Below are 24571 nucleotides of genomic sequence, written 5' to 3'. Positions count from 1 at the left end.
TAATTTAGTAAAAAGTATTCTCGTATAACTTCCCCGTATGCGCATCAAGCACTTCGGGCGTCCGCTCGTGCTCGTTACCAATCATTCGATATACTAGTTTGTACGGGGCTTCTTCCGTCCTAGCATTGTGCATCCGTTCCCATTGCAGACGCAGCTTGGCCTGAGCCGTCCATCGGAGGATAGCTGTCTGGGAATCAAATGAAGCTACGGTCTCCAGTTTCTTTAACTGTTCAGGCTTTATGGAGGGGGCCATCAAACTTTTGACCCTACCATTAGAGCGGTCAACAGCTAGTTGATAGCATTCATCCCTGACAGATACGTCTTGAACATATACACCAAAGCGAATGATCTCCAAACGATCTTCGTCATCGGTCTCTTCAGTTAGAAGCTTGAGATACGGCAACATTTCCGCTGCTAATCCTCGGATATAGTCCATATCTACTTCTATACATGCCTCTCGATCCCAGGTTAATGGAGCTAGTTGATCTGGCTTACCATGCGAAACAAAGTCAATCAGTTGTCCGGTTTTGCTGTCTACTCGCGCTTTGACCGCTCCCTCCATCTGATCGGCCCAATAGGCATTCCAAGACCGGTCATTCTTGGCTGGACGTTCTTGATTCTGTTGCTTCCATACCATCAACTTGGTGTCCGAGTCAATATTGTCGTCTTGTACTAACTGAAATTGGTCGTTGTCTACCCCAATCCACTCTTCTAGGCTTCGTGCGAGCGGGGACTCACCTGGCCACTCGTCCAGAGTTCTTGGGTCAGAGGGGACAGCTTCTGCCCTATAGGCTGTCGGAATTTCCTCCTGTGATGATGCAGTATAGATTAGTCCTCTACTTCGGGGGGCGTAAACAAGATGGACCTGATCGTCACCATCCGTGTACACGGCTTTATCCAATTTGCAATATTCCACATGTAGCAAAAAATTCGCCATCATATACGCCATCTGTTCCTCTTCTGGTGTAATCATGGTTGGGAGGGCAGGCCCTGTAACGGTTCCGTAGTACCTAAATCCGACCACGCGACCGCTGGGGTGAACCATAATCAGGCATCCCGTCTCAGGAAGTGGCAGCCCCATCGCCTTCTGCTGTCGTGTGTACCCGAACATCCCTTCCATCCACTCCATCTCACAATACGGAAAGTCACGCAGTGCGCCGGGATAATGATCTTCCAGGAATTGCTCTGCCTGCTGTTGGAGCTTCTCCTCAGATAGCTGTGTCTCGTTGTCCAATGAGGCCCAGGAAATGGAATACTCTATCAAGTTGCCGTCCTTGGAGAGCGTAGCAGAAACGGCGTCATCACTCCCCGTTTTAACCCATAAGAATCCCGCTTCGCCCTTCCCAGTTCCTCTCATGGTATTCTCTTGATAGTCATTGACGATCAGATCATAATCCGGTGAAACGGCAAACTGGTGCTCTGCTTGTTGTCTTAACTGCAGGCGTAATGTATCCAAGTCTCGTTCGAGAAAATCTTGAGCCATTTCGTTGCGCAAATGTTCCAGCCCCTTCCGTAATTGTGTTTTTACAGTACCTAAAGGCATATTCAGGAGATGGGCGATTTGCTGCTGGGTCAGGTCCTTCTTATATTTTAAAAACAGGAGCTGACGCAGCTTCGGATTCAGACTGGCCAATGCACGCTCCAGATCCAGGGCCTGATCGATATCATTAACGACCAATGGCTCTTGTGCCAGCGGGTCTTCGCTCAGGTGAACACGCTTGGATTTCTCCAAATGATTGAGCGCCCGGTTCACCACAATTCTGGTAAGCCAACTCTCAAACGCTTCGGCTTGCTGCAGTGTGTGCAGTGACTCATAAGCCTTAACCAGGGCATCCTGAACGATATCCTCCGCATCTTTGGACTCCCGTACATAATGGCGAGCCACTCGGTGCAGCTTATCCGTTCGATCCTTTATAAGAGAAACGAAGGCATCGTGATCTCCGTTTTGTGCGGCCTTGATTTGTTGCTTTGCATCTATCATTGTCGTTCACCTCCTGTTATACAGACAGCTAACTCGGGGATTTGGATTTTATTATGTAGAATTATTCTTTTACTTGGCTTAATTTATTTTCTTTGCTGTCAGTACATTTAGATATACACCTAATCGGGAATCGGTACAAGTTCTTTTCCTTAGTTTGGGACAAGAGCTTGTACCGATAAAATAAAGAAGCCGCTAAAATTGCGACTTCAATGGAAATATGTTCTTGTCCTTCGACATCTACTCACATAAAGAATCTCTCGTGTTCCCACACATTAACGTCAAAACGATATACTAATAAACTACAATTCCCCTACTTATGGTACAGTTTGGCGTATTATCTATAGAGCGACATCGAAGGCACACTGTACCTAATTAGGGTGCCTTCGATGTTCTTCTTGTCTCTCTTTAGGAAGTTGGATAAACGAACTCTAATCGATCAATCAGCCTTGTTGGACACTCGTTCATTGTAAAGAACATGCAAGTGCTGCAACAGAGCCGCGAAAATCGGGTCAGCCGTCAGCCGTCCACAAAAGCGCTGTCACGAATGTATGGCGATTCGGATCGTACAGCGGGTCTCCTATAATGTTCTTGTACGTTCTTGTGTGAAACACAAATAGCGTCTCTTTTTCGTCCTCTGACACCGGGAAGGAATTATGACCGGGAGCATATAGCATCATATATTGATATACTTTCATCTGTAGAGAGAGCCGCTGTTTGCGACTTGCTCCATGAGGTAGCATAGAGGGCTAGCTTTCCCATTCGGTACGGACCTGCCCTCTTTCCATCCAACGGCCTTGGAGCGGATTGACATTTTCATTCTTTAGCACGTCCGATGGTCGAAGAACCCTTCATTCGTTTCTGTCTTGTGATGCTCGTTGTTGGATTTCCATCGTATTACCTGTTTCATAATATATACTACCCTTTAACAGCACCTGCAGTCATACCGTCTATGAAATATTTCTGAAAAGCAATGAACAGTATGAAAATTGGGATGATGGAGAAAAAGGAGCCTACGATTAACAGGTCATAGTTATTGCCATAAGGTGTTAATAACGTTTTCAAACCGATTGGAAGTGTATATTTACTCTGATCTCCGAGCACCATGAATGGCCACAATAGATTATTCCAGCTATTCATACCATTCAAAATGGCCATTGCCGCAAAGGATGGCTTCATAATCGGCATAATTAGTCTGAAATAAATCGCATACTCGTTTGCACCATCAACCCGCCCAGATTGAATAATCTCTTTGGGTATGCTTCGTAGATATTGCCTGAAGAAAAATATGGTCGCGGCATTGGCTATACCGGGCAGAATGATTGCCGAATAGCTATTCACCATTCCCAGATCATTAATTAGACTGTACAAAGGAACCAGCAGTATTTCGAAAGGCACCATCATAATGAGCAAAACACATATAAAGAGGAAGTTCTTACCTTTAAAATGATAAGCTGCAAAACCATATGCAACAAATGCGCTTACAAAAAGTGTTAAAACCACTTGAACGATGGTTAAAATCATACTATTCCAAAACCAAACAAAATAATCATGTTCTCCAGTAAAAAGATAGATGAAATTATCAAAACTCATGATTTCAAAATCCAAACGTAGGTTAAGACCATATCTAATTAATGATTCACCTGGTTTAAAGGAAGATAGGGCCACTGCATAGAATGGAATCATAATGATAACGAATAGTATAATGAAGAAACCAATCATTACTATTCTAGAGATGGAATCACTCCTCGTCTGACTTCTGCCCACTTTAATCCTCCTCCTTTTTGAACATTCCGCTAAATTTCAACTGCGTTAAATTGATAACCATAGCAATGACCAACAGAATGATACCAACTGCAGCCGCGTAACCCAGCTTATTCTGCTCAATCCCTTGTCTATACAGGTATCCAACAATGGTTAAACCAATATTTTGGGGTGATTTGTTACCGTTGAACATCATCAGACTCTCGGTAAACATGGCTAAACCTGCATAAACACTAATTGTGGTAACATATACCGTGGTCGGCTTCAATAATGGCATTGTGATCATTCTAAACTTCTGCCAAGCAGATGCACCGTCAATTGAAGCAGCCTCATAGTATTCATTGTCAATGCTTTTCAAACCCGATAGATAGTACAGCATATTAACGCCCGTCCATCTCCAACAGGCGAGGATTAACAGTGCTGCCATACTCCAACTTCCGTCTTTCAAAAATTTAATAGGCTCTACACCAAATAGACCCAGGAAACTGTTCATTAATGAACCTTCCATTTCACCGAATGTCAGGCGGAAAATGGTCCCCGCAACTGCGACAGATGTCAATGCAGGGAGAAAGAACGAAGATTTAAAAAACTCTCTTCCCCTCATTAACTTACTGTTGATCATAACGGCGAATAACATGGGAAAGGGAATTAATAGCACTAAGGTTCCTAACATGTACACAACGCTATTCTTAATAGATATCAAAAACACTTTATCTGTAAGCAATTTCGAATAATTCGCTTCACCAATCCATTTAGGATCCTGTCCCAACATCCGATCTTGAAAGCTCATTACGAATGAATTTATAAGCGGGAAAAACCAAAACATTAAAAATATAAGTATAAATGGTAATACAAAAACATAAGGTGCAACTTTTTGAGAGTATACAAATTTCTTTATCATATTCTCAATCTCCCTTGACTATGGTTAAACCTGCCGACCACTATACCTAGCGACAGGTTTAATCAAACTATTCACTTATTATATTTATTTCAATTCTTGTTCAATGGCTGCTTGTGCTTCATCCAACGCTTCCTTCACGTCTTGGCCATCTTCAAAGATCGCGTTCAAAGTAACCGTATTGAATATATTGCCGATAGTTGGTGAAGCTTTAACGGACTTAATCGCTCTAATTTCGTCTTTGATTTCATTCAAAGTATCAAATGCATTTGTTTTAAAGTATTGGACGTACTCATTATCAGGGTTTTTCGTAACTGCATCATCTTTCCATACTTCCATGTTGATTGGGTCAAATCCAAGTGTATTCCAGATTTCAGTCGTAGCTTCTTTCGAAAGCTTAGCAAAGGCTACAAATTCTTTTGCCAACTGAACGTCTGTACCATTCTTCGTAACAACCGTGCCAGTACCGCCTAAGCCAACGGAACGAGGGTTACCTTCTTCGAATACAGGCAATGGAGCTATTGCATATTTCCCTTTAAGGTCTTTCATTTCGTTCACAAAGCGGGACATGTACCATTCAGGCATTAATGCACTTGCGTAGTTCCCTTTGTTATATTCGCCTTTTGCTTCTTCTGTGTCGGGTTGTCCGCCAGGGATCGTATGAATAACATTGTTCTTCTGCAGATCGACTAACATTTCAAACGCTTTAATCATTTCAGGCGAATTCACCTTTGGATTACCATTTTCATCTGTAAAATCAGCATTTTGCTGAGCTAGTAGCAGCGATGCTTGGAACGAAGCTGACGTATCAGCAGTACCTAAGTACTTGCCAGTCTTTTCGTAAACCTGGATACCTGCTTGTTTGTAATCTTCCCACGTTTTGATGGTCTTGTAGTCAACCCCTGCTTGTTCGAGAATTTCAGTGTTGTAGAAAGCAAGCGTAGCGCCTACGTGATAATCAAAACCATAAACCTGATCGGCTTTGGAGTAAATCTCGACACGTGAAGGAACAACAGTGTCTTTGTACGGTGTAAATACATCATTCAAAGATTCCAAGGGAACGTTGTCACCTTCCAAAAATTTAGGAAATTTACCTAGCTCGATATCCGCGATATCAGGAGCACCTTTTCCGCTTGTAACTGCCAGTAAGAGCTTGTTATGCATATCATCGTAAGGCATAACCGTTACATTCAACTTAATCTGTTTGTCTGGGTTCTGTTCGTTCCATAACCCCAGCATTTTATCCAAATGCTTGCCGTGCAAATCTACGAATGTCCAAAATGATAATTCTGTTGCATTCTCACCGGCATTAGCACCTAATTGCTTTGTTTCCGTTTTTGAACCAGATGAATTACCACATGCAGTAAAAACAAGTGACATAATAAGGAGTGTAACGATGGAAATTAAAGCACTGCGTTTTTTCATTTGTTTGTCATCCTCTCTTTTTTGTTATGAATTTGAAAAGTCGGCTGACTAGTTAGTTCTGTTAATTTAAGCGATTACAATCCATCTTGGGACCACCATCCTTAACATAATTCTAACCTTTCAAAACAATTCTTAGAGTTCGCTTTGTAAGCGCTTAACGTGCCGTATTATAATATATAGGAACTAGGCTTTATATGACCAATTGATTATAAAATCATAAAGTTTATGAGGAGATTGAACGTTATCATAAACTAAAAAAAGGCACCTCTGTGGAGAGGTACCTTTAGCTATATTATCCGCAAGACATGTTTCTTGCTGAGTAACGGATAAACATGGAATAATGCTCTAGATTTCAAACACCATAAATAGATTTAGTTGTCATTGTATACAGCAAGAATAGCCAGCTTGAGTTTTGGTTAGATTCATATGATTCTATGGTCTTAATAAGATTTTCCCCGTGCTTTTGCGGCTTTCCAGAAATTGATGCGCTTTTCTTCCATCTCGTAGTGTAAATACCGTAGGCTCGGATACCGTTATTTTTCCCTCTTCGATCCAGCGGAACAACTCGGCTGAACGGGTTGCCCGTTCCTCGCGGGAAGTAAGGAAATTCCAAAGATCGCCACCAGTTAACGTTTTTGACGTATCCATCAACATCCGTGGATCAACTGGAGCAGGGTCTCCCCCTGCCATTCCATAAAATACAACCGTTCCCCCAATGCGAGTGACTGCAAAACTATCCTCGAGCGTGGAGCCTACTGAGTCATAGACAACATCCACACCTTTACCTTTTGTCTCCTCCATGACTTTTCTTTTCCAATCATCCGAGTACAAAAAAACCTGATTCCCTCCAGAGTTCTTAACTACCGACGCCTTCTCCTTAGAGGAGGTTAAACCAATGACCCTCCCACCGAAGAGCTTTGCCATTTGAACAAGCAACTGTCCAACGCCCCCTGCTGCGGCATGAACTAGAATTACATCATTCTCCTTAACCGCATAACTATCTTTTGTTAAATAGTGGGCAGTCAACCCTTGCAGTAAAACAGAAGCCGCCTTGTCAAATGAAACGCTCTCTGGAATAAGAATTGCCTTTTCTATAGGTACAGCTACTTTTTCTGCGTTAGCATGGGGGACATCTGCAAATGCAACAGGGTCGCCAACGCTGATTCCCTGGACATTAGCTCCCGTTTTTTCAACGACTCCTGCCCCTTCATAACCTAGAATAAACGGGGAGTTCCCGGTAAGATGATAGTTCCCTTTCCTTCTATAGATATCTGCAAAATTCAATCCGATGGCTTTCATACTTACTAATATTTCGTCAGGCCCGATAACTGGATCCGAAATTTCAAGATATTCTAGTACTTCCGGTCCTCCGAATTTATGAAATACAAGTGCCTTCAAATGAGTGGCCTCCTCTTATATATTTTTCAAGAGCTCTGAAAGAACGTGCTTCTTTTATTTACTCCAAAATAAGGTTAATCGTTTCCCCTTAGACAGATTTTAACACTGACATAATTTCATCCGCAATATGGTGCAGTCTTTCTGGCTCAAAACCATACCCTCACTCCTAGTCAATTGACCTTTATTAAATCCCCTTATTATCTAATGTTCGATAAAATGGTTATCCTGTCCTGTCTGTTACGACACAAGTGTTTACAAAAAAAGGTGAGCCATCCAACTGTTCATGTAGAATAAGAGCTGAAAGTAACAAGCCCCAAAATGGCTGTAGGAGTTGTAACTGTCCATTTCTCTTTGTGCAAGGCCTATCAGAAGTGGAAACATGTTCTTGTCCATTCCGAAAATCAGTACAAGTTCTTGTTCCCCGACAAGTGCTATGTCTTCTTCCCTACACTTTCATTGTTATTCTATTAAGCCTAATAATTTTCTGTTATATTAATTAGTGATGAAGAGAACATATCACTTTTAAACAAAGATATGTCGCATATCAAGTATTTTATCTCCAAGCATATCAACCTCTTGAGATATTTATTTCACGTTGCATTTTTAATTTGAATAGCTACCATTCAATAAAGATTAATTATGAGGTGAACAATGAACAGAGCATTAGATCAATTGCGATACATCGAAAAATATAAAAGTTGGGATGGCTCATTGGAGGTTAAAGCTTCGGTAGATTTATTTAATACGGAGATTTATTCGCTTAATACGTTTATCGATACTAATCATGCACTAACCACGGAAGATTTAAATACAATTCATTATGTTAAAAAGCATTTTCACGAGATATATACGATCTTCTTGGAAAGTTTGTTGGAATGGCAATCCTACGGGATTTCTTATGAGATATATGATGAACAAAATCACTCGTTTGAATCGATTTATCCTAAAGAGATAGAGGATATCCATTCATATGTAGGTTTTCCTATACTTCAGATTCTACATGACCATGCTAAAGATGGGCATTCATACTATTCCCTTAATTTTAACAAAAACTGCAAAATTTCTATTGAACATGGCTTTACAGCGCTATTCCATAAAAAAGAACTCATCGATCTCTCCCCTTCTGATATTGATTCTGTAATTAGCGGACTTCAATATATTGAACCCGATTGTTCACAGTGGGAAAAAGGTTTTTGGAGGTTAAAACCAAAACTTGAGAATAGTCACTATAATGAGCCTGGAGTGATTAGAAACAGGTGGATCAGCGGCCTTTTTGATTAACGAGCAATATTAATTTATCGATTTGTGCTGTTGAAGTTTTTTCATGCGCAAGACCATAGTTTGCTTCGTTACACTAGTTGTTATATTTCAAAATCATTGTTTAGTGGCTGAACATTATCATAGACAAAAAAGGCACCTCTGTGGAGAGGTGCCTTTAGTTATATTATCCGCAAGACATGTTTCTTGCTGAGCAAAGGATAAACATGGAATAATGCTACAGATCTCAAACACCATAAATAAATTTAGTTGTCATTGTATACAGCCTCTCTTTTACGAAGAACCACTACGATATCTGTCTGAGGCACAAATAAATTATAATTCGTTACATGCACTTGTCTCGTTTCGGTTACGGATTCAATCTTTAATTCAGGAGGAAGACAGCGCTCGATGTGAGTAATTAATGTTTCTTTGGTAAATCTCCAAATTACACCATCAATCGAAGAGTTCGCCATATAACCACCATCCGTTACAGAATCTGAAAGAGACTTGAGAATAACCGGGTCCGTAATAATGATTGATCCACCGTCACGTAACAGTCTGCAGCTCTCTACGAAGGCTTTTTTGTGATAACGAATGTGGTGAAAGCTTCGCGCAAACAAAATCATATCGCAGCTATGATCAGGTAAAGGAGTCGGCTTATCAATGAAAGCATGGATATAAGAATCAAACCTTCCCCACTTCTTTCCAAGTTTTAGCGCATTTAAATTCGGATCCATGTTGAGGAAACGAACATCCTTCTGCTTGCGAAGGTACTTGTTCAATAAACCTGTACCACAGCCCACCTGAAGAACATCGCCCCTTAAAGGGGGTAAAACTTTATAGACATTACGAGGAATAGGAAAATTTTGAACGTACATGGCCAATTCGTAGAAAATCGGATAACGCTCCTGCAATCGAACTAATTTACTTGTGTAGAAAGGTTTCCGCTTTTTGCGACGTTTAAAGTCCCATTTGTTCAAATAGTAGATAGGGCTTAATAACAAGAACAGAATAATAAAGACTCCTTGGACGCCATAAATTCCAAGTGTACTAAACAGACCATTGGAATTATGAGGCATCATTTGTTTAGAAGTATTCAAAATGATCACTCCCCTCTCACAGCGCTATAAATGATGTGGAACCTGTCTAAAATAACAAATGAATCCGATATATAGTTTAATTCATCAAAAAATACATATATACTTTCCGCAACCAATGCTTTCTACCAAATGACTTACGAAGCGGAGTGAATCTGATCGATGTATCACCATGATTTTGTTGAAGTTCCTTATGTATACGAAATTGAAACATGTTCTTGTCCCTCATCTTAGCATCGAAAAAGCCGCCTACAGGCGACCTTTTGAGCAATAATCCGATTTTTAATTTGAAGTAGGATCTCAGGACGGATCATATAGGTCTGCATCATGTTCTTCGATCCAATCAATTTGCCTGGATCCATAGCCAGCCATCGTTTGCTGCACATCCAGCACCTCTAATTCCGGTGTCAGCCAAGGCGTTTTTTTCTTTTCCATCGGTCATTCCCTCCTTTCTGCAAAACTGGAACCAAGATGCGAGCACCTGTACATTAATTGCGCGATACAACTTTTGAGATACAATATGTATCTTTTTGAAAATTATAAGACACAATTCGTATCGAAGTAAACAACTATTTCATCCTTTTCTATGGGTGAAGTATTCCCTGTAGCGCTAACTGCCCAAGTTAAAGCTCACTCGCCTCTATAATAGTGTTTTACATGACACCTATCTAATTGGTAATTGGACTATGTGCTTGTTCTTGACTCTTAACACGAACTTGTGCCGATAAAATAAAAAAGCCGCCCACAGGCGACTTTTTAAGCAAGAATACGATTTTTAACTTGAGGACGCTGGATTATATAGGTCAGCATCATGTTCGGAAATCCAATCAATCTGCTTGTATCCACGGCCAGCCATCGTTTGCTGCCGCACATCCAGAACTTCTAATTTTGGTGCCAACCAAGGCGTTTTTTTCGTTTCTATCGGTCGTCTCCTCCTTTCTACAAAAACTGGTACCAAGATGCGAGTAACCTTACTTACATTAATTGTGTTAAACAAACTTTTTAAGATACGAAATGTATCTTTATGAAATTATAAGACACATTTCGTATCGAAGCAAACAACCTATTTCATTACTTTCTCTGGGTTAAGTATTTCCTTGTAGCGCTACTGACCCAAGTTAAAGCTCGCTCATCTTTCTTGGCTTAGCTTCATAAGCTGCTCTTGAGTACTGTTAAATGTCTGGGTTAGTAAGTTGAACTTTTCTTGAATTTCACTCAATTTGTCATATAGAGCATTTCTCTTTTTAATAGCAAGTTTGATTTCTTTAAGATCTGTTTTATTACGCCCCCTCATTGCTCCGTAAATTTGCTCTTCAGCATCCAAACCCAATCCATTAGCTTCAATAAACATCTGAAGTGTTTGGTTTCTTGACTCATATTGTTCGAGAGATTTTTCCGCAAGAGAAAGTGTTTTTTCTTTTTCAAACGAAAGTTTCAGCAGTGATTGTTGAAGTGATTTCGTTTGCTCATCTGCCTGCTGCCTAGCTTTTTCTATTTGTTCAAGAATAGCTCTTCGCGCCTGTATATGGGTTTCCACTTGCTCCAGCAGTCCTGTAACGTTACTGTTTTTCTCCCTCCCTTGCCTCAGAATAAAATTGTATAATTTCATATCTTCTTGTTCATGATTTAAAAGGGACTCCAGAGATTTGTCGATCACCTGACTATTTTGAGCTAGAAGATTAATCTGATTGACCGCTGGCTCCTGAGGCTCTCCACATCCGTTAAGTAGGAGAAGAAATAAGGTAATAAGAACAGCATATATCCGTTTTTTACTTGTGATTTTCACCGGTTTTCCCTCTTTTACTGATAGTTTATCTAAGTTAAATTACAAGCGAGGATCGTGGCTGAAATTAACAACCATATGCTCATTCGGATTGTAAACCTCAAACTCATAGCCTTTTGCTCTCAGTAGCTTTAGAATTTGTGGCAGAGCTTCTACAGTCTGTTTCCGTTCATGCATCAGAATAACTTCTATATCTCGGTGTGCGCCTCTTTCTATCCGGGATATAATTTTATTGGGCTGGCCGGGAAGGTTCCAGTCAAGTGAGTCCGTTGTCCAGTCCCACATTTTAAACCCTGCTGCCGCGATATCCCCTCTAAATGTCTCACCGATCTGTGGGCTGCTTCCATAAGGCGCACGTATCAGATGTGGTGTATATCCAATCAAAGCCGCGACCTTATTTTGTACTTCTTTAAATTCATTCAAAAAGTTCTCTGAGCTGCCGCTCTTATATAACTTTTTGTAACTATGTGTCATACTATGCAGCCCGGGATAACTGCCTTCTTTCACCAAGCGTTTCACCGCTTCCGGGTAGTGATTCAGATTCTCTCCAACCATAAAAAAAGTAGCTTTAGCATCGTACTGCTTCATAATGTCCAGCAATTGCTCCGTGTATTTGCTAGGGCCATCATCAAAGGTAATATACGCTACTTTGCTGATTTGACCCAAAAATCTCGTCGGTTGCTCTTTTGAGTCTGGCGAACCCTGTATGAACCCTAATTGAACAGGCTCTTTAATAACAGAAATGGGTGGCGGTTCAACCATCGTCTTTATCCAATGTGTCATACCGCTGAATACATACGTAGTCCCCATGACAAGGAGGATCAAACCCATAAGTACCAAACTTAACTTTCCATAACGAATCTTCCTTCCTCGTTTGCGACTTCCACCGCGAATCGCAATTCCGTTTAATTGTGTTGATTCATGATGTGATTTCAAAACCTGTCCACGTCCTATCATCTCGTAATTTATGCTAACTATTAATCTATGAACTCGTTCTTACATAAAATTCATAGAAAAATTCGCCGGTAACCTTCAATTGCGATTGACTTACGGAAACAAGACGGGCGAGTTGTTTGAAAAGTTTGATTTTTTAATTAGAAATTTCAACCACTGTGATCTTATCTGTGATTGAGCGGGTCTCAAGCTCTCAACAAGAAAAAAAAGACCGCTGGCGCAAATTCTTGCGGGCGGTCTTTGCTGTGATCGAATATGAGGGCGGACAGAAAAGGAGGAAAGCGCGTTTTTAATTTTCTGCGTTGGAGATCGTGATCTGACCCTGCTTGTTGTCTTGGATGACCTTCAAATTCAGAATATCGGACAGGAACTTCAGCGGCACGTAGACGTATCCATTTCTCATTTCCGTTACCGCCCCGAGCTTGTGGGAAGCATTTTTTCCAAGCAAATAGCTGTCCTTGTTCAAGCTGATGGAGCTCCTGAGGGCTCCTTTGGTAATGTCGGTGGTTTTGCTGTTGCCATTCCAAGTAACGTCTTAATTCAGCTGGCGCAGCACGCTGGCTAAAAGAATCATTAGCTTACCGTCTTTGCCGATGTAATGCTTGCTGGTAGGAATGATCGCTTGGACAGCTCTGTGTACGGCTTTCTGGTCCGGAAGCTTCACTTCAAATTCAGGCGTGCCGGTTGATCCCGGAGCGATGCTGTATTTTTGGAACACGATGTGTGCATAGCCGTCCTTCACGTAAAAGCTTTGCTCTGGATCTACGCCCTGAAACCCGTTCTCCCCTTTAAAATAGAGCTCTCGGTCTGCAGCGATTGCGGTTTTAATATGCATATCCAGAGATGGGTACTTACTGCCGAACAGGTCTTCAAGCGTTACGCGCTTCGCCTCGGCTTCATTCGTGAAGTTGTACGTGTCAACACGCGTCTCCGGATTGTTCATGCCGGTCCCCTCCGTAGTGATTTTAAGGGAGACCATGCCGTTGTCCGATCCGTCTGATGTCAGCTCATATTGGATCAATAGCTGGTAGGGATGCATGGTGTAGCCATTCCTTTTGGCCAAGGTGGCTGCTTCGGCGGCGGCCTTTTCCCATTTTGTAAGATCCTTGGAGGCATGGGTCTCAATGATATCGTTCAGCTGATCCTGATATTTATTGTCTGTGAGTCCTTGGAATACGGGAATGGTAATATAAGTCTTCAGCCATTTCTCAGATGAGTGGAGTTTCTTGCTTGTAACCATTTTCGTAGCAATCACGGGAGCCGTAATCTGTCCGTTACCTGAAGCGGATTGGACCTGTGCATGTGCGGAAGAGAACCCGGAAGCGGACACCATCAGAATGCTTGCCAAGCCAGCTACGGCTAAGTTTTTAGTCCATTTTGTTGTATATTGCTTCGTTTTCATTGTAATTACCTCCTAGTGATTAAAAAAGATTTAGTCGTACAGTAGTCATTGAACATACTTATTGCTAACGAGCAATTCCTGAATCACCTCTGTCGGAATCGTAAACTCAACAATGCCCATGGAGCCAGGCGCTACGGCGTACTCATCGAAGCTGATAACTAGCTTGCCGTTCTGATTAATGTAGAAATTCTGGCCCTTCGCGATGCTGCGGAACAGATCATCCTCTGGCATATCCGCCTCGGTCCCCGGCTGCTGAACCCAGTAAACCTTGCTTGGGTCGTCCTTCATCTGCTGACGCATTTGCTCTTTAATATTGTCGCTAATCACTCGGATATAGCGATCATCGCTGAAGAGGCTCGGCAGGGTGAGGACGATATGGTTGACTTTATCGATGGTATCGTATTTGCGGGATTCAGCAGAGGATCCGGCTGATTCGACGACATAACGAGAGAGGGTTAGCAGCTGGTCCGTATCGGTGACGACTTCATAGCCGCTTTCCAGCCCGAGATGCCCTCCCCCGCCTTTTTCCAGCTGGGCCACATCATTCTTAAAGCCCTCGTACAGCTTCTTGTTTTCTTCCAAATATTTGGTATTCAAAGACTGTTCCAGTTCAGAATCGCCGGTGCCGACAATACCGGGCGTTTTAAGATGCACATCGGTGTTTTCGTTCTGTTCGGCATATTCCCGTATGGTGATCACCTTGACAATCTGCCCGAGCACCGGCACTTCAGATAGCGCCTTGGCGAAGGTCGGGCTAGCGTTTACGCCGACAGACAGCAGGATGCAGGCAGCTGCAGCACTTACGAGCCAGGGCATGGCCTTTATTTTTGTTCGCCGGGAAGCAATCGTTCTATTCACCATCTCATTTAATTCATCAGGAATAGGAGTGGACTCATACTCCTGTTTCATCCTATTTAGCTTATCATCCATTATCGTCTCTCCTCTTTTTATTCTTCCTCGCTCATGTTTACCCGAAGCTTCTGCAGTCCTTGATAGAGCCTTGTTTTCACGGTATTGAGATTCTCGTTGAGCACTTCGGCAATTTCTTCGATCTTCATATCTTCAAAAAAGCGAAGGATAATCAAAATACGGTATTTTTCCGGCAACTCATCCAGTGATCTTGCCAGATCCAGATCGGCATAATGATCTTGGCTGCTTGGAAGCACAACCTCCAGTTTTTCTTCGTCCATAATTTGGACTTTTTTCTGTTTTCGTATGAAATCCAGGGACGTTGTCACGATGATCCGAAAAAACCAGCTTTTTAATGAACCCGTATTCTTCAGGTTTTCGATGGACATGAACGCTTTATGGATGGCATCCTGTACGATGTCGAGGGCATCCTCTTTGTTGCGGACATAGCTGTAAGCCAGTCGATATGCACTTTCTTGGTTATCAGTGATACATTGAATTAGAAGCTTTTCCAGCTTCCGGCCGACTCTCATCTAATCTGACACTCCTTTGGGCCCGCGCGGGTAACCATCAATTGCAATTGCCTTACGGAAGCAAGACGGGCGAGTTGTTCAAAAAGTTTGATTTGCAATGAAAAATTTCAGTCGCTGTGATTTTGTCTGCGATATGGCGGGCCAAACAAGCAGCTCAACAACTAAAAGACCCCAGCTTCACCAGGGTTCTGCGCTAATTTTTATTCACTTTTATATATTCGGATATGTATTGCGGAATTATGCCCCACCGAAGCCAAACGAACTTTTTAGCGAAAAAATACTAACTGATTAAGTCATGTACTTCCGCCATGGTATAGCTTACAAGAGACATTATACTCGTTCAAACTGAATCCATTTCCTTCATACCCGACCTTTATTTGACCTTCGGTGTTTTTTGTTTTTTTTTGTTGTATTTACAACAAAATTATTATCGTTTATAATCATCCAAAAGAATATTTAATTTGTTTATCATTACAAAATGAACTTCTGAAAGGATTATAAGAAATGAAATCAAAAAAAATAGACTCCATTGAGGGGCTCAACGTCGCTTTTCAAATAAGAGAAGAGGTGTTTGTGAAAGAACAAAATGTACCACTTGAAGATGAGTTTGATGATTATGATCATTTAGATGGACAGTGTGAGCACATCCTGGTCTATTTTAATGAACTCCCCGCCGGAACAGGCAGAATTATTATTCGAGATGGCGTTGGTAAATTGGATCGAATCTGTATCTTAAAACCTTATCGCCGATATGGTCTCGGGAAATTAATCGTTACATCACTGGAAGAAATTGCAGAAAATAAAGGAATATCCAAAGTTAAATTACACGGACAAACACATGCAGAGGCATTTTATCACAAGCTAGGATACCAGACGACCTCCGATGTATTTATGGAAGATGGAATCCCGCATTATCTAATGGTAAAAGATTTATTATCGAAATGATGCCGTTCTCACGTGTAAATCAATATTTAATTTACGGAATAGGTATCTTAATTCTAACTCTTGGCATTACGTTGACCATACAATCCAAGCTTGGAAGCTCTCCATTCGATGCTCTTCTGGTCGGATTGTCCCTAAACGTAGGTTTAACTGTTGGCAGCTGGGAGATTATCATCGCTCTAGTTATGATATTTTTAAATTCATTGCTACAAAAACAGAAACCTGAATATTTGGGATTAGTAACTGCCCTAATAACAGGCATTTGTATCGATTTCTGGCTGCTATTGTTACGGACTTGGGTGGCACCAGATCTATTGCTTTTCAAATTTTTGTGTTTCGGCTGCGGTTTGGTTATTGCAGGAATAGGAACGGCCATGTATCTACAGACCAATTTTGCACCGATTCCGATCGATCGGTTAACACTCTCACTACAAAAAATAACTCGAACCAATATATTCTTTGCGAGAACTCTGATTAACGTTGTACTCCTGTTCATGGCATTCATTTTTAATGGACCCATAGGTATAGGAACTGCACTGGCTGTCTGCTTCAGTGGGGCCATTTTAAATGTTTTTATGCCATGTATTGGAAAGATAATAGAAAAAGTGAGTTCAACAGAACCAGGAAATAATGAGGTCGATGGAAACCATTCCGTTTAGAATACCCGAGGGTGAGAACTTGTACTGACAAAATAAAAAAGCCGCTAAAATAGCGACTTCAATTGGAACATGTTCTTTTCCACGACACCGTACTTTGCATTGCTTAATTGTTACCTATCTTTTTTTACACCTCTATGATCATATGGTGCTTCATACAGTCCTTAATAATTGCATACTAAACAAATCTTTTTCATCCTTCGGAACGCCCTCTTATCAGCTTCCTTGTTGTCTATAATAATATGCTTGTCCACCACCCAGCTTATAGAACGTTCTTGTAGTCCCATTAAAATAAATCAACAAAGGATGTAGTATCGCCTTTTCCAGTTATCTTTTCATAAAAAACCGTTAATTTTCAAATGATGAAAACTAACGGTGGTCAGAAAATTTAATCTTGTCTATTCCATCAAATCGGTTACTGCACCTTTTGAAGCAGAAGAAACTAATTTGGCATATTTGCCGAGCACACCGGATTTTACTTTCAACGGAGGTTGTACCCATGCTTGTGCTCGAGCGGCTAGTTCTTCTTCTGATACTTCAACCTTCATTTCCTGAATATCACTGTTAATGGTTATAATATCCCCATTTTGGAGTAAAGCGATCGGTCCGCCTACTTGTGCTTCAGGTGATACATGTCCGACTACAAATCCGTGTGAGCCACCAGAGAATCGACCATCTGTAATGAGAGCAACTTTTCCGCCCAGCCCTTTTCCTACTATGAGTGCTGTAACGGAAAGCATCTCCGGCATACCTGGGCCACCCTTTGGACCACAATAGCGTATAACCACGACGTCCCCTTCTTTGATTTCATCATTCGTAATCGCTACTGTCGCCTCATCTTCGCTATCATACACCTTAGTTGGGCCAGAGAACTGTTGGATCTTCATACCCGACATTTTGGCAACAGCGCCTTCAGGAGCAAGGTTTCCTCGAAGTACAACCAGTGGTCCATCCGGTTTCAACGGATTATCGAGTGGACGTATAATCTCTTGATCATTCGGAAGTGGATCAGATTCCGCTAAATTCTCCGCCAACGTTTTACCTGTTACCGTGAGGCAATCCCCGTGAAGTAATCCTTCAGCAAGCAATAGCTTCATTACCCCTGAAACGCCACCGATATCGTTCAAATCCTGCATCACATATTGACCACTTGGCTTCAGATCCGCCAAATGAGGAACACGTAAACGAATGCGCTCAAAATCATCTAAGGTTAAATCGACTTCTACCGAGTGCGCAATCGCTAGCAGATGAAGAAATGCGTTAGTTGATCCCCCCAGAGCCATAACAACGGTGATCGCATTCTCAAATGCTTTCTTCGTCATAATGTCTCTTGGATAGATCTCTTGTTCAAGGAGTGAGATGACCTGCTTACCGGCTGCTTCGCATTCTAATGCTTTATCCGCTGAAATCGCTGATGTTGAAGAAGAGCCCGGCAAACACATCCCCATTGCTTCAGCAGCCGCGGCCATCGTATTAGCGGTATACATGCCCCCGCAAGCCCCTGGCCCTGGACAAACACTACATTCGACCTTATGTAGCTGTTCATCATTTATTTTTCCATCTTGATATTGACCAACGGCTTCAAAAGCTGAAACGATATCCACCTTTTTACCATCAAGATTACCAGGTTGAATGGTTCCTCCATATACATAAACGGAAGGAATGTTCATTCGACCAATAGCCATCAAACATGCAGGCGTATTCTTGTCACAGCCACCGATCGCAACAACGCCGTCAAAACGCTCGGCTCCGCTCACGATTTCAATCGAATCAGCGATAGCTTCCCGACTTGGTAGTGAGAACAACATCCCTCCGTGCCCCATCGAAATCCCATCCGAAACGGTTATCGTATTAAAAATCAATGGAGCACCGCCGTTATCACGTGCGCCTTGCTTAGCTTTTACCGCTAAATCATTGATGTGCATATTACAAGGTGTTACCTCACTCCACGTACTCGCTATGCCGATCATTGGCTTTTTGAAATCCTCATCTTGAAAACCAACTGCACGCAGCATGGCTCTGTTCGGTACCCGGTTAGCACCTTCACTGATTACCTTGCTTCGAATGCGAAGATCTTTTTTATTTTCCATATCCTTTCCCCCTCATTTCAAAGTATTTCGTTCAGTTCCTGCATCGGCCTGATAAAATTTTGTTTCATTAACACGTGAGCATCCTCACTATTTTTGCCTTCGAAAGCTTTAATAATCAAATCATGCTCTTCGACTGAAGCAAGTGTAGCCGTAATCGGTTGTTTTAAAAACACATATTTAAATCGCCTAATGTGAATCTGAAGAGAGGCATTAAATGTGGCCACATAAGCATTATCTGAGAGCTCCACGATATAATTATGAAATAACTCATCCACCTCCATGGCCTGGTACACTTGACCATTTTTAATGGAAGTTGCAAATTCCAAATTAATAGATCTTAGTTTCTCGATCTGTTCTGGAACAATAATTTTGGCGGTGATTTCAGCAGCCAAGGCTTGAAGAGCAGCCATGGTTGAATACATCTTGAAAATATCGTTTTTCTCAATACTCGTTACTTTTGTTTCTTTTCCTGGATGCATCGATACTAGACCTTGAACTTCGAGTAACTGGAATGCCTCTCGAATCGGTGTTCGGCTGACTCCAAGGGATTCAGCCATTTCCGCATCAATTAGCTTTTCACCTGGTTGCAGTGTTCCATCAATAATCCATCGCTGAATCTGAGAAAACGCTCTTTCTTTTGCAGACATACGGACGGGTAAGGCAAAGTCTTTAGGAATTGGCATTGTTTGTCATCCTCATTACAATTATTCTTGTATGCAATATATCGCATACGAGATCGAGAAGCAATGATTATTTCATTTTATTCCTGTTTCCTTATAATAATTTTATGAGCTATTTCCTCTCATCATCAAACAAAGACCCTCATAAGCGATAATAAGGGTCTCTATCGGTCTGGTTCAGTGAACTTTAATATTTTCTAAATTGATTCGGCGACATTCCGGTCCGTGATTTAAAAAATTTAGAAAAATTGGCCGGATATTCGAATCCAAGCTTATAAGCGATACTAGAGATCGGTTCTGAAGAACCGGATAGCAAGTTTTTGGCATGATGGATGATCTGATAGTGAATATGTTCTTGTGTATTTTTTCCTGTTTCTTTCTTTAACAGATCACTTAAATAATTGGTGGAGTACCCCATTTCCTTGGCAAGCTCTTTCACACTAGGTATACCTTTCTTCCCCAGTTGATGCAAGGTGAAGCTCTCTTTTAATATTTGCTCAAATCTGCCCACCACATCATGATGAATCGTTTTTCGGGTAATAAATTGTCTCCCATAGAATCGCTTTGCATAGTTAAGCAATACTTCAAGATTAGAAACTATTAAGTCCGCCGAGTATATATCTATATTCTGATTGAACTCCTCAACGAGGATATGCACGATTTTGGTTACGATATTCTTCTCCTTCTCTGATAAATGAAGCGCCTCATTCGCTACATAAGAAAAGAAAGAATAGTCATCCATTTTGTTTCCTAATGCACTTTTTCTAATCAAATCCGGATGAAAACAGAGCATCCAGCCTTCCGCACCGCTATCCCCCGGATCGTAGTCCACCGTTAATAGCTGTTCCGGCGCTACAAAGATCATGCTTCCTTCACTAAAATCGTAGTAGCGGCGGCCATACTTGATTTCATAATTCTCACCGTTCTTTAATGAGATTGTGTAAAATCCGTTGATAAACTGACTGTTCTGGTATACCATCTTCGGATTAAATTTGTTTAGTTCTATACAGGTTATCAGAGGATGTTTGGGTTTGTCATACCCCAATAACTCATGCAATGAAGAGATTGAATCAATTCGGATTATTTCGTTCATCGTATCACCCTTTTGTTTTTACCAAGTTAGAATTTTACTCCCGTCATTTCCTCTGAACGTTTCCATAATTCTCTAGCCCTTGCTTTATCATAGGATCGTTTGTTCGATGAGTGCGCAACGGGATAGCCTCTCATATTCATTATTCCTGATGGTCCATAAAACTCTCCGGCTTTGGCGTTTTCATCAAAAGCAGCTCGAAGGGTTGGTAAAACCCCCATTTCCACACGTTGCGCAAAAAATTTATTCATTCCGCTCATGAGAGCCGAGTTTCTCTGTAAGTCCGTAGCTGTCCAACCCGGATGTGCAGCCGTGATTCTGGGATGATTACCATCTTTATTTAACCTTCTTGCAAGCTCATACGTAAAGTAAAGATTTGATATTTTACTGTCACCATAAGCTTTCTGCGTATTATATTTTCTCGCATCCCAGTTCAAATCTTCAAAATTGAGATTTCCCATCGTATGAGCTAAACTAGATAGCGCTATAATTCTTGATGCTTCTGTCTTTTTCAACAGCGGCATGAGTAAGCCTGTTAACGCAAAGTGGCCTAAATGATTGGTCCCGAACTGGTTTTCAAACCCGTCAACCGTTTTGGAGTAAGGACCAAACATAATTCCTGCATTATTTATCAGTATATCCAACCGGTCATAGTTTTCCATTATTACATTTGCAAAAGCTCTAATAGAACTCAGATTGGATAAGTCTAATTTCTTAACATCAATATCAGCATGTTTGAATTTCTTTTGGATTTCATTGACAACGTCTTTACCTTTATCCACATTCCTTACAGCCATAATAACCTTTGCGTTCTTACCTGCAATGATTTTTACAGCTTCTTTTCCAAGACCGCTCGTTGAGCCTGTTACGATTATCACTTTTCCTTGTTGATCAGGTATTTTGGTTGCGTCCCAATGCTGTTTACTCATATTCGTCTCCTGCCCTTCTCTTCATTCACTGACTTCAGCTCTTATTGATTCATTATTTTCTTAATATTAGGATACTACTGATCAACAGCATGGTACATATACGCATCCACTACGAATTTATACAAATCACTGTATTAATTTGCTTGATCTCAGAGAATCCCTTAAAGTTCCTCTACATATTAATATACCTTGCAATCAAACTATACGCCAAAGAACAGCACCCTCTGTATCTACAGAATGCTGTTCTTCAAATGTAATGTTATTTTCTAAAAAAGATATTCAAATTTCTAAACGTTCTCTAGATCTCCTGAAAGTTCTGTATATTCTCAAAGCGTGTCCTACAGTTCCTACGTCATAAATGTGGTGGAGAGTCCTCGGCCATGCCTTGCAGATGTTCTGCAATTAATCCAATCACCTGTACCCCACTCAAATCATCTACACGAATATCCATTGTAACCACTCCTGCGTTAATGTTAAGTATGAACCGTATCTGTTAACCTTCTGTATTTCATTTTACTCATAAATCAGAACCCAATATTTCGCTCCAGGCTCTCCTTTCTCAACAACAGCTTTCCAACCCCGTTTCTTATAAAAATTCAATGCTATGTGATTCTCGGAAACACATTTTAATGTGACTGGCGTTCCCAGTTCGGCTACAGCCCGTTTGAGTAACAGATCGCCAACACCTTTGCCAGCAGCAGTGGGGTGTACAAACAAATTATGAATAAATCGATTAGGTACATACAATGAGGTGAATCCTAGAATATGGGCATTCTCCTCTGCAAGAAGGATTTGTTCTTCCGATGTATCCCGGTCAAAATCATCAAGCGTCATTTCATCTTTGTTAACCCAATGAAAACTCTCACGACGGGAATCCAGATAAATTTGTCTCAATTGTGGATAGTCTTTTATATTTGCTTCTCTGATTAGCATCAGATCAAACCCCCTAATTCTATGCTTAAACTCATCATAAAAAATCGCTAAGTGCTCTTTCTTTCCAATCTGAAGTGATCTAAAAATTATGTTAGCACTTTAATTGGGGGCCAAGTAAGTACCAGTTTTTATTCTTTTACAACATACCAATTCTGTTATTTGGGAAGTTCAAAACGATCATGAACTTGCTTTTATAAACCGATCGGTTTATACTGATACAAACAGTTTAGAAAGCGAGGAAAATCTAATGAATAATTTAACTCCCCCATTCACACATGAGACAGCAATCCAAAAAACTCGTATGGCTGAAGACAGCTGGAATAGCCGAGACCCTCAGCGTGTTTCACTTGTGTATACCGAGGATTGTTATTGGAGAAATCGGAGCGAGTTTATAACAGGACGCCAAGAAATTGTTTCTTTACTAACTAGAAAATGGGCCAAAGAACTGGACTACCGCCTTATTAAAGAGCTTTGGTCATTTACGGATAACCGTATTGCAGTTAGATTCGCATATGAATGGCATGATGATAGTGGCAACTGGTTCAGATCGTATGGAAACGAGAATTGGGAATTTGCTGATGACGGGTTGATGAAGCGTAGATTTGCTTCGATTAATGACATGCCGATTAAGGAATCGGAACGAAAATTTCATTGGCCTCTCGGCACACGCCCTGCTGAACACCCAAGTCTAAGTGAGTTAAACCTATGACACGTACTGTTTTTGAAAAATCGGATGTCGTCCCTCTCGTTACGGAGGTATTTCGTGAATTAGGTTATGAAGGTGCATCTTTAAGTAAAATTACAGCCCGTACGCGTCTATCAAAAGGAAGCTTATATTATTTCTTTCCAGGTGGAAAAGATGAGATGGTTGCTGAAATTCTTACTCATATCGATCAATGGTTTGTCAAAAATATTTTTGAACCGCTCGAAAAGAATGAACCCCTGGCAGCCATTGATCATATGTGGCAAGAGATCGATACTTATTTTCAATCGGGACAGCGCATATGCCTTATTGGTGCATTCGCTTTGGACGGAACAAGAGATCGATTCGCTACTGTAATTCAGCAATATTTTATAAGATGGATTGAAGCCTTAAGCGCGGCACTAGTTCAAACAGGTGTCTCTAAAGAGATTGCTGATCAGCTTTCAGAGGAAATAATTGCTAGTATTCAAGGAGCATTGGTTCTGAGTAGAGCGCTTAATGACAAATCTTTCTTTGAACGTACGTTGGCAAATCTTTCACAACGAGTCTCATCTTATGTTTCTAAAAGTAACTCTGGTCAATGACCAGAAGTATTTTCTCTTACGTTTTCATTAGTGACTTTATTTTATGGGAGGTCAATAACATGAGCAATTTTGTCGCAGATCAATTGAAATTTGTTCGCCGACAAGTAGTTGATTATGTAAGGAATATAAATAACTCTGCATCCGAAATCATTCCAACAGGTTTGAAAAACAATATAAAATGGAATCTGGGCCACATGTATGTTATACATGAGAAGTTCGCTTTCCAGCTTACTGGTGAAGAAACCAAATATCCTGCTAATTTTAGAATCTTGTTTGATCCAGGGACTAAACCGTCTGACTGGGATACAGAGCCTCCAACGTTGTCTCAATTAATCGAGGTGTTAACTGAACAAATGGAAAGGGGCGAATCGGTACTTTCAAGCAAATTGAAAGAAGAAATCCATCCTCATTACAAGTCTTCCACAGGACTTAGCTTTACGAATGTAGAACATTTACTGGGTTTTCTGATTTACCATGAAGCAATGCACTTTGCAACTATTAAAAATATCAAGAGCATAATTGAATCCGACTAAGGAAACAACTGGGCTGGAGGATAAAAAAAG

The 24571-nt window shown here is 41.1% G+C and carries 24 protein-coding genes and 2 pseudogenes; 6 read left to right on the top strand and 20 right to left on the bottom strand.

The features are described from left to right. Window positions 1-4 precede the first annotated feature (4 nt). The 6 genes and pseudogenes from Q9R46_RS10665 to Q9R46_RS10645 form a co-directional block, all read right to left on the bottom strand. Window positions 5-1981, bottom strand: a complete 1977-nt coding sequence (locus Q9R46_RS10665) for a sigma-70 family RNA polymerase sigma factor (RefSeq protein WP_311280019.1) — start codon at window positions 1979-1981, stop codon at window positions 5-7. 509 nt (window positions 1982-2490) lie between these two features. Next, window positions 2491-2649 (bottom strand): annotated as a pseudogene (locus Q9R46_RS28565) (alpha-N-arabinofuranosidase); the annotation flags it as partial. Window positions 2650-2896: 247 nt separating this feature from the next. Continuing rightward, the gene (locus tag Q9R46_RS10660; protein ID WP_311280998.1) at window positions 2897-3700 is read right to left on the bottom strand and encodes a carbohydrate ABC transporter permease; all 804 of its coding nucleotides are present in this window, start codon (window positions 3698-3700) and stop codon (window positions 2897-2899) included. A 46-nt stretch (window positions 3701-3746) separates the two neighbouring features. Beyond that, the gene (locus Q9R46_RS10655) at window positions 3747-4643 is read right to left on the bottom strand and encodes a carbohydrate ABC transporter permease (protein ID WP_311280018.1); all 897 of its coding nucleotides are present in this window, start codon (window positions 4641-4643) and stop codon (window positions 3747-3749) included. Window positions 4644-4727: 84 nt separating this feature from the next. Beyond that, window positions 4728-6065: an ABC transporter substrate-binding protein gene (locus tag Q9R46_RS10650; RefSeq protein WP_311280017.1), complete on the bottom strand. Its 1338-nt coding sequence runs from the start codon at window positions 6063-6065 to the stop codon at window positions 4728-4730. 432 nt (window positions 6066-6497) lie between these two features. Beyond that, complete coding sequence (locus Q9R46_RS10645) at window positions 6498-7463, bottom strand: quinone oxidoreductase family protein (protein WP_311280016.1); 966 nt, start codon at window positions 7461-7463, stop codon at window positions 6498-6500. Window positions 7464-8114: 651 nt separating this feature from the next. On the opposite strand from Q9R46_RS10645, the gene Q9R46_RS10640 reads away from it, so the two are divergent. Further along, window positions 8115-8744: a DUF6985 domain-containing protein gene (locus Q9R46_RS10640; protein ID WP_311280015.1), complete on the top strand. Its 630-nt coding sequence runs from the start codon at window positions 8115-8117 to the stop codon at window positions 8742-8744. A gap of 242 nt (window positions 8745-8986) precedes the next feature. Here Q9R46_RS10640 and Q9R46_RS10635 read toward each other — a convergent pair whose 3' ends face one another. The 9 genes and pseudogenes from Q9R46_RS10635 to Q9R46_RS10595 all read right to left on the bottom strand — a co-directional run bounded on the left by Q9R46_RS10635 (window position 8987) and on the right by Q9R46_RS10595 (window position 15401). Continuing rightward, a complete protein-coding gene (locus Q9R46_RS10635; protein WP_311280014.1) occupies window positions 8987-9823 on the bottom strand; it encodes a class I SAM-dependent methyltransferase in 837 nt (278 codons plus the stop codon). Between the two features lie 297 nt (window positions 9824-10120). Continuing rightward, window positions 10121-10255, bottom strand: a complete 135-nt coding sequence (locus Q9R46_RS10630) for a paeninodin family lasso peptide (protein WP_145414279.1) — start codon at window positions 10253-10255, stop codon at window positions 10121-10123. Window positions 10256-10595: 340 nt separating this feature from the next. Further along, entirely contained in the window at window positions 10596-10718 is a 123-nt protein-coding gene (locus tag Q9R46_RS10625) for a paeninodin family lasso peptide (RefSeq protein ID WP_341180932.1), read from the bottom strand. A 231-nt stretch (window positions 10719-10949) separates the two neighbouring features. Next, window positions 10950-11606 carry a YkyA family protein gene (locus Q9R46_RS10620; RefSeq protein ID WP_311280013.1) on the bottom strand — a complete coding sequence of 219 codons (657 nt, stop codon included), beginning with the start codon at window positions 11604-11606 and terminating at the stop codon, window positions 10950-10952. Between the two features lie 39 nt (window positions 11607-11645). Further along, window positions 11646-12539, bottom strand: coding sequence for a polysaccharide deacetylase family protein (locus tag Q9R46_RS10615; RefSeq protein ID WP_311280012.1), 894 nt, complete (start codon window positions 12537-12539; stop codon window positions 11646-11648). A gap of 307 nt (window positions 12540-12846) precedes the next feature. Continuing rightward, window positions 12847-13080 (bottom strand): annotated as a pseudogene (locus Q9R46_RS10610) (stalk domain-containing protein); the annotation flags it as partial. A 12-nt stretch (window positions 13081-13092) separates the two neighbouring features. Next, a complete protein-coding gene (locus tag Q9R46_RS10605; RefSeq protein WP_311280011.1) occupies window positions 13093-13959 on the bottom strand; it encodes a DUF3298 and DUF4163 domain-containing protein in 867 nt (288 codons plus the stop codon). Between the two features lie 45 nt (window positions 13960-14004). Beyond that, complete coding sequence (gene rsiV / locus Q9R46_RS10600) at window positions 14005-14889, bottom strand: anti-sigma-V factor RsiV (RefSeq protein WP_311280010.1); 885 nt, start codon at window positions 14887-14889, stop codon at window positions 14005-14007. 17 nt (window positions 14890-14906) lie between these two features. Continuing rightward, on the bottom strand, window positions 14907-15401 hold the full coding sequence (locus Q9R46_RS10595) for an RNA polymerase sigma factor SigV (protein ID WP_311280009.1): 495 nt from the start codon (window positions 15399-15401) through the stop codon (window positions 14907-14909). A gap of 504 nt (window positions 15402-15905) precedes the next feature. On the opposite strand from Q9R46_RS10595, the gene Q9R46_RS10590 reads away from it, so the two are divergent. After that, complete coding sequence (locus Q9R46_RS10590) at window positions 15906-16346, top strand: GNAT family N-acetyltransferase (RefSeq protein ID WP_311280008.1); 441 nt, start codon at window positions 15906-15908, stop codon at window positions 16344-16346. Beyond that, window positions 16343-17002 carry a YczE/YyaS/YitT family protein gene (locus Q9R46_RS10585; RefSeq protein WP_311280007.1) on the top strand — a complete coding sequence of 220 codons (660 nt, stop codon included), beginning with the start codon at window positions 16343-16345 and terminating at the stop codon, window positions 17000-17002. The genes Q9R46_RS10590 and Q9R46_RS10585 overlap by 4 nt, the downstream gene beginning before the upstream one ends. A 395-nt stretch (window positions 17003-17397) precedes the next feature. On the opposite strand, the gene ilvD is transcribed toward Q9R46_RS10585, so the two are convergent. The 5 genes from ilvD to Q9R46_RS10560 form a co-directional block, all read right to left on the bottom strand. Then, entirely contained in the window at window positions 17398-19089 is a 1692-nt protein-coding gene (ilvD, locus tag Q9R46_RS10580) for a dihydroxy-acid dehydratase (protein WP_311280006.1), read from the bottom strand. A gap of 17 nt (window positions 19090-19106) precedes the next feature. Further along, window positions 19107-19772, bottom strand: a complete 666-nt coding sequence (locus tag Q9R46_RS10575) for a GntR family transcriptional regulator (RefSeq protein ID WP_311280005.1) — start codon at window positions 19770-19772, stop codon at window positions 19107-19109. A gap of 184 nt (window positions 19773-19956) precedes the next feature. Next, window positions 19957-20862: a helix-turn-helix domain-containing protein gene (locus Q9R46_RS10570; protein WP_311280004.1), complete on the bottom strand. Its 906-nt coding sequence runs from the start codon at window positions 20860-20862 to the stop codon at window positions 19957-19959. A 26-nt stretch (window positions 20863-20888) separates the two neighbouring features. Beyond that, the gene (locus Q9R46_RS10565) at window positions 20889-21788 is read right to left on the bottom strand and encodes an oxidoreductase (RefSeq protein WP_311280003.1); all 900 of its coding nucleotides are present in this window, start codon (window positions 21786-21788) and stop codon (window positions 20889-20891) included. A gap of 513 nt (window positions 21789-22301) precedes the next feature. Continuing rightward, window positions 22302-22721, bottom strand: coding sequence for a GNAT family N-acetyltransferase (locus Q9R46_RS10560; protein WP_311280002.1), 420 nt, complete (start codon window positions 22719-22721; stop codon window positions 22302-22304). A 247-nt stretch (window positions 22722-22968) separates the two neighbouring features. On the opposite strand from Q9R46_RS10560, the gene Q9R46_RS10555 reads away from it, so the two are divergent. Genes Q9R46_RS10555 through Q9R46_RS10545 form a run of 3 tightly spaced genes read left to right on the top strand, consistent with a single transcriptional unit; the run spans window position 22969 to window position 24541 of the window. Then, on the top strand, window positions 22969-23430 hold the full coding sequence (locus Q9R46_RS10555; RefSeq protein WP_311280001.1) for a nuclear transport factor 2 family protein: 462 nt from the start codon (window positions 22969-22971) through the stop codon (window positions 23428-23430). Then, on the top strand, window positions 23427-24008 hold the full coding sequence (locus tag Q9R46_RS10550) for a TetR/AcrR family transcriptional regulator (protein ID WP_311280000.1): 582 nt from the start codon (window positions 23427-23429) through the stop codon (window positions 24006-24008). Before Q9R46_RS10555 ends, Q9R46_RS10550 begins: the two co-directional genes overlap by 4 nt. A gap of 59 nt (window positions 24009-24067) precedes the next feature. Next, complete coding sequence (locus tag Q9R46_RS10545) at window positions 24068-24541, top strand: DinB family protein (protein WP_311279999.1); 474 nt, start codon at window positions 24068-24070, stop codon at window positions 24539-24541. Window positions 24542-24571: the final 30 nt, after the last annotated feature.

Origin of the sequence: Paenibacillus sp. RRE4 (genome assembly GCF_031844205.1) — a bacterium.
GTDB lineage: Bacteria > Bacillota > Bacilli > Paenibacillales > Paenibacillaceae > Paenibacillus > Paenibacillus xylanexedens_B.
Note: the sequence above shows the minus strand (reverse complement) of the source record. Positions and strands in the feature narration are given on the sequence as shown.